Source organism: Rhodococcus yananensis, from assembly GCF_020515525.1.
Classification (GTDB): domain Bacteria; phylum Actinomycetota; class Actinomycetes; order Mycobacteriales; family Mycobacteriaceae; genus Rhodococcus; species Rhodococcus yananensis.
In genome coordinates, this window is the sequence record NZ_JAIYEP010000033.1 from 1 (window position 1) to 16,384 (window position 16,384).

20 protein-coding genes are annotated in these 16,384 nt (G+C 70.1%); 15 read left to right on the forward strand and 5 right to left on the reverse strand.

All coding sequences use genetic code 11. The annotated features are described in order from the left end of the window. Positions 1–121 precede the first annotated feature (121 nt). The 3 genes from LDQ05_RS10120 to LDQ05_RS10130 form a co-directional block, all read right to left on the reverse strand. Positions 122–589 carry a hypothetical protein gene (locus LDQ05_RS10120; RefSeq protein WP_226436832.1) on the reverse strand — a complete coding sequence of 156 codons (468 nt, stop codon included), beginning with the start codon at positions 587–589 and terminating at the stop codon, positions 122–124. Between the two features lie 116 nt (positions 590–705). Further along, complete coding sequence (locus LDQ05_RS10125; RefSeq protein ID WP_226436833.1) at positions 706–2,394, reverse strand: PHA/PHB synthase family protein; 1,689 nt, start codon at positions 2,392–2,394, stop codon at positions 706–708. A 179-nt stretch (positions 2,395–2,573) separates the two neighbouring features. Next, the gene (locus LDQ05_RS10130) at positions 2,574–2,960 is read right to left on the reverse strand and encodes a helix-turn-helix domain-containing protein (protein ID WP_226436834.1); all 387 of its coding nucleotides are present in this window, start codon (positions 2,958–2,960) and stop codon (positions 2,574–2,576) included. 116 nt (positions 2,961–3,076) lie between these two features. On the opposite strand from LDQ05_RS10130, the gene hisD reads away from it, so the two are divergent. The 11 genes from hisD (at position 3,077) to hisI (ending at position 11,215) form a co-directional block, all read left to right on the forward strand. Then, positions 3,077–4,399, forward strand: a complete 1,323-nt coding sequence (gene hisD, locus LDQ05_RS10135; RefSeq protein WP_226436835.1) for a histidinol dehydrogenase — start codon at positions 3,077–3,079, stop codon at positions 4,397–4,399. Then, positions 4,396–5,526: a histidinol-phosphate transaminase gene (locus LDQ05_RS10140; protein ID WP_226436836.1), complete on the forward strand. Its 1,131-nt coding sequence runs from the start codon at positions 4,396–4,398 to the stop codon at positions 5,524–5,526. The genes hisD and LDQ05_RS10140 overlap by 4 nt, the downstream gene beginning before the upstream one ends. Then, positions 5,523–6,137 (forward strand): imidazoleglycerol-phosphate dehydratase HisB, encoded by a 615-nt coding sequence (hisB, locus tag LDQ05_RS10145; RefSeq protein ID WP_226436837.1) that lies wholly within the window; start codon positions 5,523–5,525, stop codon positions 6,135–6,137. Before LDQ05_RS10140 ends, hisB begins: the two co-directional genes overlap by 4 nt. Positions 6,138–6,139: 2 nt before the next feature. Beyond that, positions 6,140–6,295, forward strand: coding sequence for a CG2302 family histidine operon protein (locus LDQ05_RS10150; RefSeq protein WP_226436838.1), 156 nt, complete (start codon positions 6,140–6,142; stop codon positions 6,293–6,295). 38 nt (positions 6,296–6,333) lie between these two features. Beyond that, on the forward strand, positions 6,334–7,491 hold the full coding sequence (locus LDQ05_RS10155; RefSeq protein WP_226436839.1) for an MFS transporter: 1,158 nt from the start codon (positions 6,334–6,336) through the stop codon (positions 7,489–7,491). Between the two features lie 11 nt (positions 7,492–7,502). After that, a complete protein-coding gene (gene hisH, locus LDQ05_RS10160; protein WP_226436840.1) occupies positions 7,503–8,138 on the forward strand; it encodes an imidazole glycerol phosphate synthase subunit HisH in 636 nt (211 codons plus the stop codon). Beyond that, on the forward strand, positions 8,135–8,386 hold the full coding sequence (locus tag LDQ05_RS10165) for a hypothetical protein (RefSeq protein ID WP_226436841.1): 252 nt from the start codon (positions 8,135–8,137) through the stop codon (positions 8,384–8,386). Before hisH ends, LDQ05_RS10165 begins: the two co-directional genes overlap by 4 nt. A gap of 152 nt (positions 8,387–8,538) precedes the next feature. Beyond that, positions 8,539–9,273 (forward strand): bifunctional 1-(5-phosphoribosyl)-5-((5-phosphoribosylamino)methylideneamino)imidazole-4-carboxamide isomerase/phosphoribosylanthranilate isomerase PriA, encoded by a 735-nt coding sequence (gene priA, locus LDQ05_RS10170; protein WP_226436842.1) that lies wholly within the window; start codon positions 8,539–8,541, stop codon positions 9,271–9,273. A 3-nt stretch (positions 9,274–9,276) separates the two neighbouring features. After that, complete coding sequence (locus LDQ05_RS10175; RefSeq protein WP_226436843.1) at positions 9,277–10,098, forward strand: inositol monophosphatase family protein; 822 nt, start codon at positions 9,277–9,279, stop codon at positions 10,096–10,098. Next, positions 10,095–10,868 (forward strand): imidazole glycerol phosphate synthase subunit HisF, encoded by a 774-nt coding sequence (gene hisF, locus LDQ05_RS10180; RefSeq protein ID WP_226436844.1) that lies wholly within the window; start codon positions 10,095–10,097, stop codon positions 10,866–10,868. The genes LDQ05_RS10175 and hisF overlap by 4 nt, the downstream gene beginning before the upstream one ends. After that, a complete protein-coding gene (gene hisI, locus LDQ05_RS10185) occupies positions 10,865–11,215 on the forward strand; it encodes a phosphoribosyl-AMP cyclohydrolase (RefSeq protein ID WP_226436845.1) in 351 nt (116 codons plus the stop codon). The genes hisF and hisI overlap by 4 nt, the downstream gene beginning before the upstream one ends. A 16-nt stretch (positions 11,216–11,231) precedes the next feature. Here the strand turns inward: hisI and LDQ05_RS10190 are convergent, their stop codons facing one another. Next, complete coding sequence (locus LDQ05_RS10190; RefSeq protein ID WP_226436846.1) at positions 11,232–11,855, reverse strand: class I SAM-dependent methyltransferase; 624 nt, start codon at positions 11,853–11,855, stop codon at positions 11,232–11,234. A 65-nt stretch (positions 11,856–11,920) separates the two neighbouring features. Here LDQ05_RS10190 and LDQ05_RS10195 point away from each other — a divergent pair, with 65 nt between their 5' ends. Beyond that, positions 11,921–12,100 (forward strand): tautomerase family protein, encoded by a 180-nt coding sequence (locus LDQ05_RS10195; protein WP_226436847.1) that lies wholly within the window; start codon positions 11,921–11,923, stop codon positions 12,098–12,100. 63 nt (positions 12,101–12,163) lie between these two features. Here LDQ05_RS10195 and LDQ05_RS10200 read toward each other — a convergent pair whose 3' ends face one another. Continuing rightward, positions 12,164–12,649 (reverse strand): MarR family winged helix-turn-helix transcriptional regulator, encoded by a 486-nt coding sequence (locus LDQ05_RS10200; RefSeq protein ID WP_226436848.1) that lies wholly within the window; start codon positions 12,647–12,649, stop codon positions 12,164–12,166. A gap of 423 nt (positions 12,650–13,072) precedes the next feature. On the opposite strand from LDQ05_RS10200, the gene LDQ05_RS10205 reads away from it, so the two are divergent. From LDQ05_RS10205 to trpC, 3 genes are all read left to right on the forward strand, one after another. After that, positions 13,073–14,656 (forward strand): anthranilate synthase component I, encoded by a 1,584-nt coding sequence (locus tag LDQ05_RS10205; RefSeq protein ID WP_226436849.1) that lies wholly within the window; start codon positions 13,073–13,075, stop codon positions 14,654–14,656. Next, positions 14,653–15,351: a TIGR02234 family membrane protein gene (locus LDQ05_RS10210; RefSeq protein WP_226436850.1), complete on the forward strand. Its 699-nt coding sequence runs from the start codon at positions 14,653–14,655 to the stop codon at positions 15,349–15,351. Before LDQ05_RS10205 ends, LDQ05_RS10210 begins: the two co-directional genes overlap by 4 nt. A gap of 142 nt (positions 15,352–15,493) precedes the next feature. Then, complete coding sequence (gene trpC, locus LDQ05_RS10215; RefSeq protein WP_226436851.1) at positions 15,494–16,303, forward strand: indole-3-glycerol phosphate synthase TrpC; 810 nt, start codon at positions 15,494–15,496, stop codon at positions 16,301–16,303. Positions 16,304–16,384: the final 81 nt, after the last annotated feature.

Below are 16,384 nucleotides of genomic sequence, written 5' to 3' on the forward strand. Positions count from 1 at the left end.
GGCCCCGATACGAATCGGGGCCGCGGCGATCTGTGTGTGCGTCACCGTCGACATGCTCGGCACGTTAGACGGGAGTCGAACGGGCGTGACCGTTCGACGCGGTCGCGGTGCGGATCGTGTCCTACTTGAGAAGGTCGCGTGCGGTGGTCGTGACCGTGCTGGTGAGCTCGCGGGCGAACGACACCTGGGCCTTGGTCAGGTCGGCGACCCAGTCGATCGGGGTGGCGTCGGCCAGCTTCTCCTGCAGGTCGAGGAGGCTGGTGACCGCCTTCTCGTAGGTGTCGACGCCCAGGTTGCCGCTCTGCTTGGCGGCCTCGACGAGCTTCGCGTTGAACTCGGTCACGCGCTCGGAGGTCTCGTCGACGGCCTTGGTGAGGTCGGTGGCGGCCTTGTCGGCGGCCGCGGAGGCGCTCGCGGCGAGCTTCTCGGCGGTCTTCTGGGCGTTCGCGGTGGCCTCGGTGGCGGCCTTGACCGCGGCGTCGGTGGCCTTGGTGGCGGCGTCGGTCGCCTTCGCGGCGGTGTCCGCCGCAGCCTTGGTGGCGGTGTCGGTGGCGTTCTTGGCGGCGGTGGACTTGGCGGGAGCGGTCATGGTGGTGGTCCCTTCGTGGGTGGCAGCCCGGTGGTGTGACGGCCCGGGAATGCGGTGGATGGACGCCGCGAGCAGCGCTGCTAGCAGGTTAGCAAGATGATTGCTAACTTGCAAGCTCAGTCGAGCACGTAGGTCCCCGGTGCCTCCGCGATGGGCGGATGTGCGGCGCCGCCCATCGCGGGCGGAGTCACGAGGGCACCGGCACGCGCGGTCGACCACGCGGTCCAGTCCTCCCACCACGACCCCGCCGTGCGCACCGCCTGTTCGTGCCACGCCTTCGGATCGTGCGGGAGTTCGGGCTGCGCCGGGTCGCCGGGTGCGCCGACCGCCTCGAACCAGGCCTTCGGGCTGGGCGGATTGACCGCCCCCGCCACGTGCCCGCCGCTCGTCAGGACGTACCGGACGCTGCCACCGAGCAGGTCGACGGCCTTGTACGAGGCCGTCCACGGCACGATGTGGTCGTTGATCGCACCGACGACGTACGTGTCGCACGTGACGTTCGACAGGTCGAGCGCCTGCCCGTCGAGCACGTACTTCTTCTCGGCCAACTCGTTGCGTCCGTACAGCGACCGCAGGTAGTGCGAATGCATCGCCGCAGGCATGCGGGTGCTGTCCTCGTTCCACGCGAGGATGTCGAAGGCGGCGGGCTTCTCGCCCTTCATCCACCGCGACACCCAGTAGTTGAACACCAGATCCTTGGCCCGGATCATGTCGAAGCTGCCGGCCATCTCCGAGCCCGACAGGAAGCCCTGCCGGCTCATCCGGTACTCCACCCGATCCAGCGTGGCCGGGTCGGTGAGCAGCGACAGTTCCCCGACCTCGCTGTAGTCCAGCAGCGTGTTGAGCATCGTGAACGCGCTGATGCGCTCGTCCCCGAGCGCCCCCATCCGGGCGGCGGCCATCGCGGCCATCGCACCGCCGAGGCAGATCGACAACACCTCGATGCGCGACGCGCCGGTGATCTCCTCGACCGCGTCCAGCGCGGACGCGATGCCCTGGCGGTAGTAGTCGTCCATCGTGATGTCCTGCATCGACTCGTCCGGATTGCGGTACGAGATCGAGAACACGGTTCGGCCGTGCTGCACGGCCCATTCGATGAGGCTGCGGCCGGGGGCGAGATCGAGGATGTAGTACTTGTTGATCCACGGCGGAGCCGCCAGGATCGGGATCTCGTGCACCTGCTCCGTCTGTGGCGCGTACTGGATCAACTCGATCAGATCATTGCGGTAGACGACCTTGCCGGGCGTGGCCGCCATGTTCACCCCGAGGGTGAAGGCTTCGCGATCGACCTTGAGCGGCAGCCCCTTCCGGTTCGCGAGATCGTCGATCGCATACCGTGCACCGCGCCACAGGCTGGCGCCACCGGTGTCCAGGGCGCGGGTGAGCACGCCCGGATTGAACACGAAGTTCGACGGTGCCACCGCATCGAACAGCAGGTTGGTGAGCTGGCGGGCCTTGCCGTCGCTCAGCGTGTCGCCGGCGCCGGCGTCGGTCAGATCGTCGACGTACTCACGTGTCGCCAGATAGCTCTGCAGCAGGGAGAAGTAGGCGGGGTTCTCCCGCCACGCCGCCTCGGCGAACCGCCGATCCTTCGGATCCACCGCCACCGGCGGGTTCGGTTCTTCGGCATTCCACACGCGGGCGGCAGCGGCGGGGATGTGTGCGAGACGGTTCGCGTACTCGGTTGTGGCCTCGGCGAGCGCACGCGGGTTCTTCGCGGCACGTCCGGCGACCGAAGCGACGGCGGGGCCCCACCCGATCGGGTCGAGCGACGACGAAAGCCTCTTCTGCAGATTGTTGAGCACCAGGCAACTCCGGACAAGGGGAACGGACGGTCGCCCCGAGGCTGACACGCCCGACCGGAGGTGCGCATCTTACCGCAAGGTACATGCGTTCTGCATGTTGCCCCGTCGGGTGCGTCGGGCGTCGTGACCTGGGGCTCCGGGTGTCCCCGCTCGCACCGCCCGAGATGCTGTGAGAATGCTCACGTGTCGTCCGCGGTGGGGTTCGGGCCACCGCGTCGTCGTTTGGCGACCGTCACCTCGCGAAAGGCCTCGTACATCTCCTCCAGGGATCGACGCTGGGCATTCGTCAGATCCGGATCCTCACGGATCGCGCGGGTCACCGCCGACTCTCCCTCGGCTGTCGGGGTCACCTGCGAGACCAGCGCGTCCGCCGACACGTGGAGCTGTTCGGCGATGGCGGCGAGGACCCGATCGCTCGGCGCGCGGAGATTCCGTTCGATCTGCGACAGATACGGATTCGAGATGCCCACCATCGACGCCAGCTGACGCATCGGGAGTTCGGCGAGCTCGCGTTGACGCCGGATGAGTTCGCCCAGGGTCGTCGGGCGAGGATCGTCCTCGTTCATGCGGCCAGCATAGGTCGGGTGCCGAGCCGTCCCGGCCGGATACACCCGCGTGTGCCCATCGCGCCCTCGTCGCGGATAATAGGTGTCGTTCCCTGATCACCGAGAGAGGACAACCCATGCTTGCCCGCACCGACCTGCGTGGTCGTACGCCCACCACTGCGGAGCTGAGGGGCGCGCTGCCCCGCGGCGGAGTGGACGTGGACGCGGTGCTGCATCACGTTCGTCCCGTCGTCGACGACATCCGGGACCGCGGCGCCGAGGCCGCACTCGAGTACAGCGAGAAGTTCGACGGTGTCCGTCCCGCCACGGTCCGCGTTCCCGCCGCCGAACTCACCCGTGCCCTCGCCGAGATCGATCCCGACGTGCGTGCGGCCCTCGAAGTGGCCATCGAACGCACCCGTCGGGTGCACGCCGATCAGCGCCGCACCGATACCGTCACCGAGGTCGTTCCCGGCGGCACGGTCACCGAACGCTGGATCCCGGTCGATCGTGTCGGGCTCTACGTTCCCGGCGGCAACGCGGTGTACCCGTCGTCGGTGGTGATGAACGTCGTCCCGGCGCAGGCCGCCGGCGTGGACTCCCTCGTGATCGCCTCGCCGCCGCAGAAGAACTTCGGCGGTCTGCCGCACCCGACGATCCTCGCCGCGGCGGCACTGCTCGGCGTCGACGAGGTGTGGGCCGTCGGTGGAGCGCAGGCCGTCGCCCTGCTCACCTACGGCGGCACCGACACCGACGACGGCGAACTCGCACCCGTCGACATGATCACCGGTCCCGGCAACATCTACGTCACCGCGGCCAAGCGCCTGTGCCGCAGCCGCGTCGGGATCGACGCCGAGGCCGGACCCACCGAGATCGCCATCCTCGCCGACCGCACCGCCGATCCCGTGCACGTCGCCGCCGACCTGATCAGCCAGGCCGAACACGACGTCATGGCCGCCTCCGTGCTCGTGACCGACAGCGTCGACCTCGCCGACGCCGTCGACGTCGCGCTCGCCGCCCAACTCGAACTGACCGCGCACCGCGAGCGCGTCACCACCGCGCTGTCGGGCAGCCAGTCCGGCATCGTCCTCGTCGACGACGTCGACCAGGGCCTGAAGGTCGTCAACGCCTACGCCGCCGAGCACCTCGAGATCCAGACCGAGAACGCCTCCGCCGTCGCCGCACGCGTCCGTTCCGCCGGAGCCGTGTTCGTCGGGCCGTGGGCGCCCGTGAGTCTCGGCGACTACTGCGCCGGCTCCAACCACGTGCTGCCCACCGCCGGCTGCGCACGCCACTCCTCGGGGCTGAGCGTGCAGACCTTCCTGCGCGGTGTCCACGTCGTCGAGTACACCGAGGCCGCGTTGAAGGATGTCTCCGGTCACGTCATCACCCTCGCGAACGCAGAGGATCTGCCCGCGCACGGCGAGGCCGTCCGACTGCGTTTCGAGGCCCTGAAATGAGCGCCCCGATCCCCGGCCGCGGTGTGACGCTCGCCGACCTGCCGCTGCGCGAGAACCTGCGCGGCAAGTCGCCGTACGGCGCGCCGCAACTGACGGTTCCGGTCCAACTCAACACGAACGAGAACCCGCACCCGCCGACGCAGGCACTGATCGACGACGTCGCCGAGTCGGTGCGCACCGCAGCCGCGCAACTGCACCGGTACCCGGACCGCGACGCGATCGCGCTGCGCACCGACCTCGCCGCGTACCTCACCCGGCAGACCGGTGTCGCCGTGGGCGTCGAGAACGTCTGGGCCGCCAACGGATCCAACGAGATCCTGCAGCAGATCCTGCAGGCGTTCGGGGGACCGGGCCGCAAAGCCATGGGTTTCGTCCCGTCGTACTCGATGCACCCGATCATCGCGGACGGCACGCAGACCGAGTGGCTGCCCACCCACCGCCGCGACGACTTCACGCTCGACGTCGACGCGTCGGTCGCCGCGATCCGCGACCGTCGACCCGACGTCGTGTTCGTCACCAGCCCCAACAACCCGACCGGGCACAGCATCCCGCTCGACCAGCTCCGGGCGATCGCCGACGCCGCGCCCGGCATCGTCATCGTCGACGAGGCGTACGCCGAGTTCTCCTCCGTACCGAGCGCGCTGACGATCCTGGACGAGTACCCGGCCAAGCTGATCGTCTCCCGCACCATGAGCAAGGCGTTCGCCTTCGCGGGGGGCCGTCTCGGCTACCTCGCTGCCGCCCCCGCGGTGATCGAGGCGCTGCTGCTCGTGCGGCTGCCGTACCACCTGTCGGTGGTCACCCAGGCGGCGGCGCGTGCGGCGCTGCGGCATGCCGACGCCACGCTCGGCTCCGTCGCGGAACTCGCCGCGCAACGCGACCGGGTCGCCGCGGAACTGACGCGGTTCGGTTACGACGTGATCCCGTCCGACGCCAATTTCATCCTCTTCGGACGCTTCGCCGATGCGGCCGCCACCTGGCAGCGTTACCTCGACGAGGGGGTGCTCATCCGCGACGTCGGCATCCCCGGGCGGCTCCGCACCACGGTCGGGCTGGCGCACGAGAACGACGAATTCCTGCGGGTCAGTGAGAAACTCGCCGCAACCGAAATCGAGGGGACCCGATGAGCGACCGCATCGCGAAGGTCGAGCGCACCACGAGGGAATCGAGCATCAGCGTCGAGGTGAATCTCGACGGGACGGGCCGCACCGACATCTCCACCGGCATCCCGTTCTACGATCACATGCTCACCGCGCTCGGGCAGCACGGCAGTTTCGACCTGACCGTCCACGCGAAGGGCGATATCGAGATCGAGGCGCACCACACGGTGGAGGACACCGCGATCGTCCTCGGGCAGGCGTTCGGGCAGGCACTCGGAGACAAGCGGGGCATCCGCCGCTTCGGTGACTGCTTCATTCCCATGGACGAGACCCTCGCGCACGCCTCCGTGGACGTGTCCGGGCGCCCCTACTGCGTGTTCACCGGTGAACCCGAGTACATGACGCACTCGGTGATCGGCGGCCACCCCGGTGTGCCGTACTCGACGGTGATCAACAAGCACGTGTTCGAGTCGTTCGCGTTCCACGCGCGGATCGCCCTGCACGTGCGGGTGCTGTACGGTCGCGACCCGCACCACATCACCGAGGCCGAATTCAAGGCGGTCGCGCGGGCACTGCGTGAGGCGGTCGAGTCCGATCCGCGTGTGAGCGGTGTCCCCTCCACGAAGGGCAGCCTGTAACCGTGGACGTCGTCCTGACGTACGCGTGCTTCCTGCTGGCCGGTCTCACCGCGGGCGGCACCTGGTCGATGTGGAAGGCCGACAACAAACTGTTCGCGGGAGTCCTGCTCGCCGTGACGCTCCTGGCGGCCATCGCCGGTGTCCTGCGCATCGTGTGACGACCGAGCCGCCACGCACCTACTCCGACGGATCCGATGTGACTGAACGAACCACGCTGTTCGGTGTCCGCGGACTACCGGCCGCATGGTCGCTGTCCGCCGCCGCCTTCGGCGGCTTCTCGCTGCTGCTGCCGGTGGTACCGCGCGCCATCGCCGACGCCGGCGGCAGCGACACCCTCGCGGGGTCGGTGACCGCGGTGTTCATGCTCACCACGGTGCTCACCCAGCTGGCGATGCCCCGGCTGATGCGCGCCTACGGGCACCGGGCGACCCTCGTCGCCGGCTGCCTGTTCCTCGGCCCACCCTCGCTGCTCTTCGTGCTGTCGATGGCCCCGGCCGCGGTCCTGGGCACCTCAGCGATCCGCGGCATCGGTTTCGGCATGATCACCGTGGCATCCGCGGCGCTCGTCGGCGAACTGGCGCCGCCGCGCCTGCTCGGCCGCGCCACCGGGGTACTGGGCATGTGCATCGCCGGGTCCCAGATGGTCGGTCTGCCCGCCGGCCTCGCGATCACCGAACGGTTCTCGCCCACCCCGGTGTTCGTGCTCGGTGCGGTGGTGTCCTCGGCGGGACTGTTGGCGGCCGCCCGGCTCCCGCGGACCCGGGCCCGCGCCGCAGGCCCGGCGACCCGCGCACCGTGGTCGATGTTGGCCCTGCCGATGGTGTGTGTCGGCGCGGGGGCCATCGCCTACGGCGGTCTGACCTCACTGCTGAGTATCGCCGTGCCCGATCTGCCGGTGCCCGTGGCCCTCGCCGTGCTGAGCGCGTCGACACTGATCGGTCGATTCGGAGCGGGCGCGCTCGCCGACCGGGTCGGCGCAGGCAGGTTGTTGCCCGTCGGTCTCGGTCTCGCGGCCCTCGCGATGGTGCCCTTCGCGCTCGTCGCGGACGGCCGGTTCGGGGCCGCTGTGCTGATCGGGGCCGCGGTGTGCTTCGGGCTCGGCTTCGGGATCGTGCAGAACGAGGCGCTGCTCGTCGCCTTCCGTCGCGCCGGCACCGAGCACATCGGGTCGGCCAGCGCCGCGTGGAACGTCGGTTTCGACGCCGGTACCGGTGCCGGATCGTTCGCGCTCGGCGCTCTCGCGACCGCATCCGGATATCCGGTCGCGTTCACGGTCGCCGCCGTCGCTGTGCCCGCACTGCCCCTGCTGGCCCGGATCGCCGGGCCGTCCGAGAAGCCCCGCCCCTCCACCTAGAATCGGGAACCATGAGCGCAACCAAGGTCGCCGTCCTCGACTACGGCTCCGGCAATCTGCATTCCGCGACCCGGGCGATCGCCCGCACCGGTGTGCACGTCGAGGTCACCGCCGACCCGAAGGTGGCGCTCGCCGCGGACGGACTGGTCGTGCCCGGTGTCGGCGCGTTCGACGCGTGCATGCGCGGGCTGCGGGCCGTCGGCGGCGAGAAGATCATCGGTACCCGCCTCGCGGGGGGCCGCCCCGTCCTCGGCATCTGCGTGGGGATGCAGATCCTGTTCGAGAAGGGCGTCGAACACGGCATCGAAACCGCCGGCTGCGGCGAATGGCCCGGCACCGTCGAACGCCTCGACGCCCCGGTGCTGCCGCACATGGGCTGGAACACCGTCGATGCACCGGACGACTCGGTGTTGTTCGCCGGTCTCGACGCCGACACCCGCTTCTACTTCGTGCACACCTATGCGGCGCAGACCTGGGAGCTGCCCGATCCGGAGCGGATCGCCCCACCGAAACTCACCTGGGCCGAGCACGGCAGCCGCTTCCTCGCCGCCGTGGAGAACGGTCCGCTGTCGGCGACCCAGTTCCACCCCGAGAAATCCGGGGACGCCGGCGCCACCCTGCTGCAGAACTGGGTGCGCTCGCTGTGACCGGGCGCCGCGAGCGCGACCGCCGCGACGACGAGCCTTCGGGTGACCTGTCGATAGGTCGGCTCGCGCTCGCGTCGCTCGGTGCCGCTGCCGCGGTCCTCGCCGTGGCCACGATCGTCATCGTGACGGTCCGGCCCGGTCCGGTGGCCGGGTTGATCATCGCGCTCGTCGGTGTGGTCGGTGCGATCGTGGCGATGGGTGTGGTGTCCACGAGGATGACGCGGCGGGCGTACGGTCGCGATCGCTGAGGGCCTGTCCCGAGAATCGCCCACCGTGCGCGGCCACCGACCGCACCGAGCGCGACGCACCCGGCCCCGGTCGTTCACGGCGACCGCGTGCGCGCCATCCGTGCGGCACGGTCGGTTCGGAGTTGGACGCGGCAGGCACTAATGTGGTCGCAGTGAGCCTGGTCCTTTTGCCTGCAGTCGACGTGGTCAACGGTGAAGCAGTTCGCCTCGTACAGGGAGAGGCGGGCAGCGAAACCGGTTACGGTTCGCCACGCGACGCCGCCCTGCAATGGCAGGACGCCGGCGCCGAATGGGTGCATCTCGTCGATCTCGACGCTGCGTTCGGCCGCGGCGACAACCGCGAACTGCTGGCCGGGGTCATCGGCGAACTCGACGTCCACGTCGAACTGTCCGGCGGGATCCGCGACGACGACACCCTCGCCGCGGCCCTGGCGACGGGGTGCGCGCGCGTGAACATCGGCACCGCCGCGATCGAGAACCCCGAGTGGTGTGCCCGCGCGATCGCCGAGTACGGCGACCGCATCGCCGTCGGTCTCGACGTCAAGCTCATGGACGGCCAGTGGCGGCTCCGGGGGCGCGGCTGGGTGTCCGACGGCGGTGACCTGTGGGAAACGCTGGAGCGACTCGATCGGGACGGGTGCTCCCGGTACGTCGTCACCGACGTCACCAAGGACGGCACCCTCACCGGCCCGAACCTCGACCTGCTGCGCGACGTCGCCGCGGCCACCGACTCGCCCGTCGTCGCCTCCGGTGGCGTCTCCACGATCGACGACCTGCGCGCCATCGCCACGCTGGTCGACGACGGGGTGGAAGGCGCGATCATCGGCAAGGCCCTCTACGCCGGCCGGTTCACGCTTCCCGAAGCCCTCGACGCGGTCTCACGCTGACGCATGACGGACCGGGACGAGCTCGACCGCCTGCTCGCCGTCGCGAGCGGGGTCCTCGACGAGGTCTCCGACCGGTTCGTCACCGGCCACGGGGCACCCCGCGCCGTGGACAAGGGCGGCAACGACTTCGCCACCGACGTCGATCTCGAACTCGAACGTCGCATCGGCCGTGAACTCGTCGACCGCACCGGCATCCCCGTGCACGGTGAGGAGTTCGGTGGTCCGGCCGCCGGTGCGGGCACCGTGTGGCTGCTCGATCCCGTCGACGGCACCGTCAACTACTCCGCAGGTCTCCCGATGGCCGGAATCCTGCTGGCGCTGGTCCACGACGGTGAGCCGATCGCCGGCCTGACCTGGCTCCCGCTGGCGCGGCAGCGGTTCGCCGCGGTCGCCGACGGTCCGTTGCTGGTCGACGGTGTGCCCCGCACGCCGCTCGCTGCGGCCCGGCTGGACGACGTGATGATCGCGGTGGGCAGCTTCGACGTCGACAGCCGCGGCCGGGTGCCCGGCCGCACACGCCTGTCGGTGATCACCGAACTGAGCCGGCGGGTCGCCCGGCTGCGCATGCACGGATCCACCGGGGTCGACCTCGCCTACACCGCGTCCGGGGCGCTCGGCGGCGCCGTGGTGTTCGGGCACCACCCGTGGGACAACGCGGCCGGGGTGGCGCTCGTCCGGGCGGCCGGCGGAGTCGCCACCGATTTCGAGGGCCGGCCGTGGCGTATCGGCTCCGGTTCGGTGCTCGCCGCTGCACCCGGTGTGCACGATGAGATACTGGACATCGTCCGATCCGTGACGGATCAGCATCCAGAAGGAGAACAATGACTCTCGCCGTGCGGGTGATCCCGTGCCTCGACGTCGATGCCGGACGCGTCGTCAAGGGCGTCAACTTCGAGAACCTGCGGGATGCCGGCGACCCCGTCGAACTCGCGGCCCTCTACGACGCGCAGGGCGCCGACGAGTTGACCTTCCTCGACGTCACCGCGTCGAGCGGTGACCGCGGCACGATGCTCGACGTCGTCACCCGCACCGCCGAACAGGTCTTCATCCCCCTGACCGTCGGCGGTGGTGTCCGCACCGTCGAGGACGTCGACCGCCTGCTGCGCGCGGGTGCCGACAAGGTGTCGGTGAACACCGCGGCCATCGCGCGCCCCGAGGTGCTGCGGGAGATGTCGGAGCGTTTCGGCTCCCAGTGCATCGTGCTGTCCGTCGACGCCCGCACCGTCCCCGACGGAGACGAACCCACCCCGTCGGGCTGGGAGGTCACCACCCACGGGGGTCGCCGCGGCACCGGTATCGACGCGGTCGAGTGGGCGCGGCGCGGCGAGGAACTCGGAGTGGGGGAGATCCTCCTCAACTCGATGGACGCTGACGGCACCAAGAACGGTTTCGATCTGAAGATGATCGAATCGGTGCGGGCGGCGGTCCGGGTTCCGGTGATCGCGTCCGGCGGCGCCGGCGCGGTCGACCATTTCGCGCCGGCGGTACAGGCCGGTGCCGACGCCGTGCTCGCGGCGAGCGTGTTCCATTTCCGGGAGCTGACGATCGGTCAGGTCAAGGACGCCATGCGAGCAGAAGGGATCACAGTGCGATGAGCGACATTCTCGACCCGAGGATCGCGGCACGACTCGAGCGCAACGACGCGGGTCTGTTCGCCGCGGTCGTGCAGGAGAAGTCGACGGGCGACGTGCTGATGATGGCGTGGATGGACGACGAAGCGCTCGCCCGCACCCTCGCCACCCGCAAGGCCACCTACTTCTCCCGGTCACGCAACGCGTACTGGGTCAAGGGGGAGACCAGCGGCCACACCCAGTACGTGCACGAGGTGCGCCTCGACTGCGACGGCGACACCGTGCTGCTCGTCGTCGACCAGGTCGGTGCGGCCTGCCACACGGGCACGCACACCTGCTTCGACGCGGATGTGCTGCTCGCCGCGGAGTGACCTGCCGTCGGGACGGTCAACATCGAGGTTTCACGGCCGCACCGAGGGTGGTCGCACCGAACATCTTCGGTGTTCCCCGCATGTAGAAGACGTCGAGATCCGGGGTGTCGAAGCCTGCCGCGCGCAGCAGCGCCGGGACGTCCCGGGTCAGGTGGCATCCACCGGCGAGGGTGCGTTGCAGCGGCTCGACCCGCCGCTGCCACCGTTGCACCCGCGTGTCGGGTGCGAGGCCGTGCTCGACGAAATGCAGTGTGCCCCCGGGCTTCAATACGCGACGCGCTTCGCGCAGGGCCGCGGCGACGTCGGGGATCGTGCACATCGTCCACGTCGACAGTGCGGTGTCGAAGGTGTCGTCGTCGAACGGCAGTACCTGCGCGTCGGTGCCCCCACGCTCGACGGGCACGACCGACCCCGCGCGGCGGCGTTCGGCGAGTTCCCACGCCAGATCGGACGGTTCGACGGCGACCACCGAGTCGACGGCGGGCGGATAGTGCGCGACGTTGAGCCCGGACCCGAAACCGATCTCCACGACGCTCCCGAGCAGATCGGCGCACACTCGTCGGCGCAACGGCTCGGCCACCGTCGTCGAGCACGTGCACTCCACCACGCGTGGAACGATCCGCTCCGCGTAGAACCCCACATCCGCCCCCCGCCGCTGCGTCTCCGGTCCGTCGTGTCCACCCTACGGTGTGGCACGATGTGCCGATGCCGTTGATCCAGATCAGCCAGACACCCGGGCTCACCACCGAGCAGAAGACCGAGGTCATCGCCGCGGTGACCCGCGCCTACGCCGAGGCGTCGGGCAAGAACGAGTCCTCGGTGTGGGTGACGATCACCGAGGTGCCGCGCGAGAACTGGGGTGTCGGCGGTACACCACTCGGCTGATCGACCAAGCCTCTCGGCCGAGCGCCGGCACGAGCGAGCGTAGAGGGATTCCGCCCCCGCGACTCAGGCCTTCCCGGTGCCTTCGGCGATGCCCCGGTCGAGTTGGGTCAACAGCGCCGCACCCAGCGTGGTGAGTGTGTCGACCTGGGCATCGTCGAGGCCGTCGAACACGAGTCGACGCACGGCCTCGACGTGTGCGGGCGCGGACGCGACGACCTTCGCGTAGCCGTCGTCGGTGAGCACGGCGAACGAACCGCGACTGCCGGGGACGGTTTCGCGCCGCACCCAACCGCGTGCACCGAGCCGCGTGACGACGTGTGAGAGCCGCGACAGCGAGGCATTGGCCTGCTCGGCCAGCGTGGACAGTTGCAGCCGGCGCCCGGGTGCCTCGGACAGCACGGCGAGGACGAAGTACTCGAAGTGCGTCATGTCGGAGTCGCGTTGCGACTGGGTGTCCAGAGCGGCGGGCAACCGGGTGATCAGCGCAACCAGCGTCCGCCACGCGGTCTGCTGTCCGGCGTCGAGCCACCGGGGACTGTCGCTGCCCATGGATGTGTCCTCGCTTCTCTCGTTCCGTCCGATCCAGCCTGCCAGAGGGCCGTCGTACGTCGGCGCGCGGTGGTGGCCCGATCACGCGGGCGGTGTCGTCACTTCGGGAACCGACCCGCAGACGGTGCGGACTCGAGAGGATTTCCCGCATGGCGGTGATCGCAGCGGTGATCGTCTCCCGTGTCACACACCTGCTGCTGTCGGTGGCGCACGCGACGACCCTGGCCGGGTCCGCGACCTGCGCAAGGCCTGGAACGCCGGCAGCTCGACGCGGACGTTCGTCCGGTACGGGGTGCCGCTGACCGCGACGGTTGCGACGGCGGCGATCGGGACGGGCTGGATGATGCTCACGTTCGCGGCCCGAACCCGCCGATGTGACGACCCCGGGGGACGACCGCGGCGGGGCCTGGGATGATGGGCGGCATGTCCGGCGAGCCCACCACCATTCCCGCAGCCACCCCGTCCGCGTCCGCCGCAGGATGGTCGGATGCGACCACCACCCGGGAGCAGTTCCGCCTGCTCGCCGCCGAGCATCGCGTCGTCCCGGTCACCCGCAAGGTGCTCGCCGACGCGGAGACGCCGCTGTCGGCGTATCGCAAGCTCGCGGCCGACCGCCCGGGCACCTTCCTTCTCGAATCGGCCGAGAACGGGCGGTCGTGGTCGCGGTGGTCGTTCATCGGCGCCGGTGCACCGGCCGCGCTCAGTGTCGTCGACGGCGATGCCGCGTGGTTCGGCCACGTCCCCTCCGGCGCCCCCACCGGCGGCGACCCCCTCGACGTGCTCCGCGACACCCTCGATCTGCTGCACACGGACCGCATCCACGGACTGCCCCCGCTCACCGGGGGGATGGTCGGCTACCTCGGGTACGACATCGTCCGCCACCTCGAGAAGCTGCCGTCGCTCGCCACCGACGACCTGCAGATCCCGGAGATGGTGATGTTGCTGGCCACCGATCTCGCGGCCGTCGACCATCACGAGGGCACGATCTGGCTCATCGCGAACGCCGTCAACTGGGACGGTTCCGACGAACGCGTCGACGAGGCCTACGACGACGCCGTCGCGCGCCTCGATCGCATGACCGTCGATCTGTCGGCTCCCGCACCGTCGACCGTCGCGACGTTCACGCGACCGGAGCCGGATTACCGGAGGCAACGGACCACCGAATCGTTCTGCGCGGACGTGCGCTCGCTCATCGGGGAGATCGAGGCCGGCGAGGCATTCCAGGTGGTGCTCTCGCAGCGTTTCGAGATCGACTGCGATGCCGCCCCGATCGACGTCTACCGGATGCTGCGCGCATCCAATCCGAGCCCCTACATGTATCTGCTGCACATCCCCGATGCCGACGGTGGCACGGCATTCTCCGTGGTCGGTTCGAGCCCCGAAGCGCTCGTGACCGTCGCCGACGGTGTCGCCACCACGCATCCGATCGCCGGAACCCGGTGGCGCGGCGCCGACGACGAGGAGGACATCCTCCTCGAGAAGGATCTGCTCGCCGACGAGAAGGAGAATGCCGAGCATCTGATGCTCGTCGATCTGGGCCGCAACGACCTCGGGCGGGTGTGCGAACCCGGCACCGTCACCGTGCACGACTACCGGCACATCGAACGCTACAGCCATGTGATGCACCTCGTCTCCACCGTCACCGGGCGCCTCGCCGACGGACACACCGCCCTCGACGCCGTGACGGCGTGTTTCCCCGCCGGAACCCTGTCGGGTGCACCGAAGGTGCGCGCGATGGAACTGATCGAGGAACTCGAAACCACCCGGCGCGGCATCTACGGCGGCATCGTCGGCTATCTCGATTTCGCCGGTGACGCCGACACCGCCATCGCCATCCGGTCCGCGTTGATCAAGGGCGGAACGGCCTACGTGCAGGCCGGCGCCGGCGTCGTCGCCGACTCGGATCCCGAAGCGGAGGACACGGAGGCCCGCAACAAGGCGATGTCCGCGCTCGCCGCCGTCGCCGCGGCGGCGACCCTCACCCCGTTCCGCGGAGCTGCCGAATGAGCGCGCCACAGCAGACGCGGCCCGGACGCAGCCGCAACACCGTCGTCGCAGTGGTCCTGCTGATCCTCGCGGCCGCGGCGCTGTGGGGGTCGAGTCGGATGACGTGGGTGCGGGTGGAGTCCGCCGACGGACTCGGCGCCGACCGCGTCACCGAACTCAACGGTGGTGCGTGGGCCGCGGCGACCACGCCGCTCGCTCTCGTCCTGCTCGCCGCGGTGGCCGCCGTGCTCGCGGTGCGCGGCACCGCGGTGCGGATCGTCGCCGCCGCGGTCGCGCTCGCCGCCGTCGCGGCGGCGATCGGCCCCGTGGACCTGCTCGCGACGGGCGCCGACGCCGACACTGCCGCGCAGATCGCCGCGCTTCCCGACCGGGCGGAGGTCACCGCCACCGATGTCTTCGTGTTCCCGGCGCTCCTCGCGCTGGCCGGTGCCGTCTTCGCCGTGGCCGCGGCGGTCGCCGCGTGGCTCACCCCCGTCGCACAGGCGGGACTGTCGTCGAAGTACGACAGTCCCGGAGCGCGGAAGGAAGCGACCGCGAGGCTGGCCGACAGCCCGGCCGGAACGGACGAACCCGTCACCGAACGGGCCCTGTGGGATGCCCTCGACGCGGGTATCGACCCCACCGTCGACGGCGGTGACGACGACCCCGGAGACGAGGGCAGGAGTGATTCTTCTCCTTCGGGGACCCGCCGCTGACCGGTGCGGGGGCACGCACTAGGCTGAAGTCGACCCTCGATGAGGTTGATCACACGAGGATCGGCCGAACGCGCCGGAAACCACGGTGCACGGGACGACCCGACGCAGGGGTAGACATGGGTGCGAAAGGACTCGGGCCACGATGACAGTTCTCGACTCGATTCTCGAAGGGGTGCGCGCCGACGTCGCCGCTCGGGAGGCGGTTGCCGATCTCGCCTCCGTCAAGGCCGCCGCCGCGGCCGCACCCCCGCCGATCGACGCGAAGGCGGCCCTGCGCGAACCCGGTATCGCCGTGATCGCCGAGGTCAAGCGTGCGAGCCCGTCGAAGGGGGCGCTCGCCACCATCACCGATCCCGCCGAACTCGCCCGCGCGTACGAGTCCGGGGGAGCCCGTGCGATCAGTGTGCTCACCGAGGAACGCCGCTTCCACGGCAGCCTCGCCGATCTCGATGCGGTGCGCCGCGCGGTGGGTATCCCGGTCCTGCGCAAGGATTTCATCGTGGGCCCGTACCAGATCCACGAGGCCCGCGCACACGGGGCCGACATCGTGCTGTTGATCGTCGCCGCGCTCGAACAACCCGTGCTCACCGGATTGATCGAACGCGCCGAGTCCCTCGGGATGACCGCGCTCGTCGAGGCGCACACCGAGGAGGAGGCCGACCGCGCACTCGAAGCGGGCGCGTCCGTCATCGGGATCAACGCCCGCAACCTCAAGACGCTCGAGGTGGACAAGGAGACGTTCGGCCGGATCGCCCCCGGGTTGCCGACCGAGGTCCTCAAGATCGCCGAGTCGGGCGTGCGGGGACCGGCGGACCTGCTCGCCTACGCGGGTGCCGGTGCCGACGCGGTACTCGTGGGCGAGGGCCTGGTGACCAGCGGCGATCCGCGTCAGGCCGTCGCGGAACTGGTGACGGTCGGTACGCATCCGTCGTGCCCGAAGCCTGCGCGCTGACCGGCTCGACCCGATGGCGCGTCGGACCGCGCAGTGGGGCAGACTGGACGGGTGACTGAAGACGATTCCGTACTGTCCGCC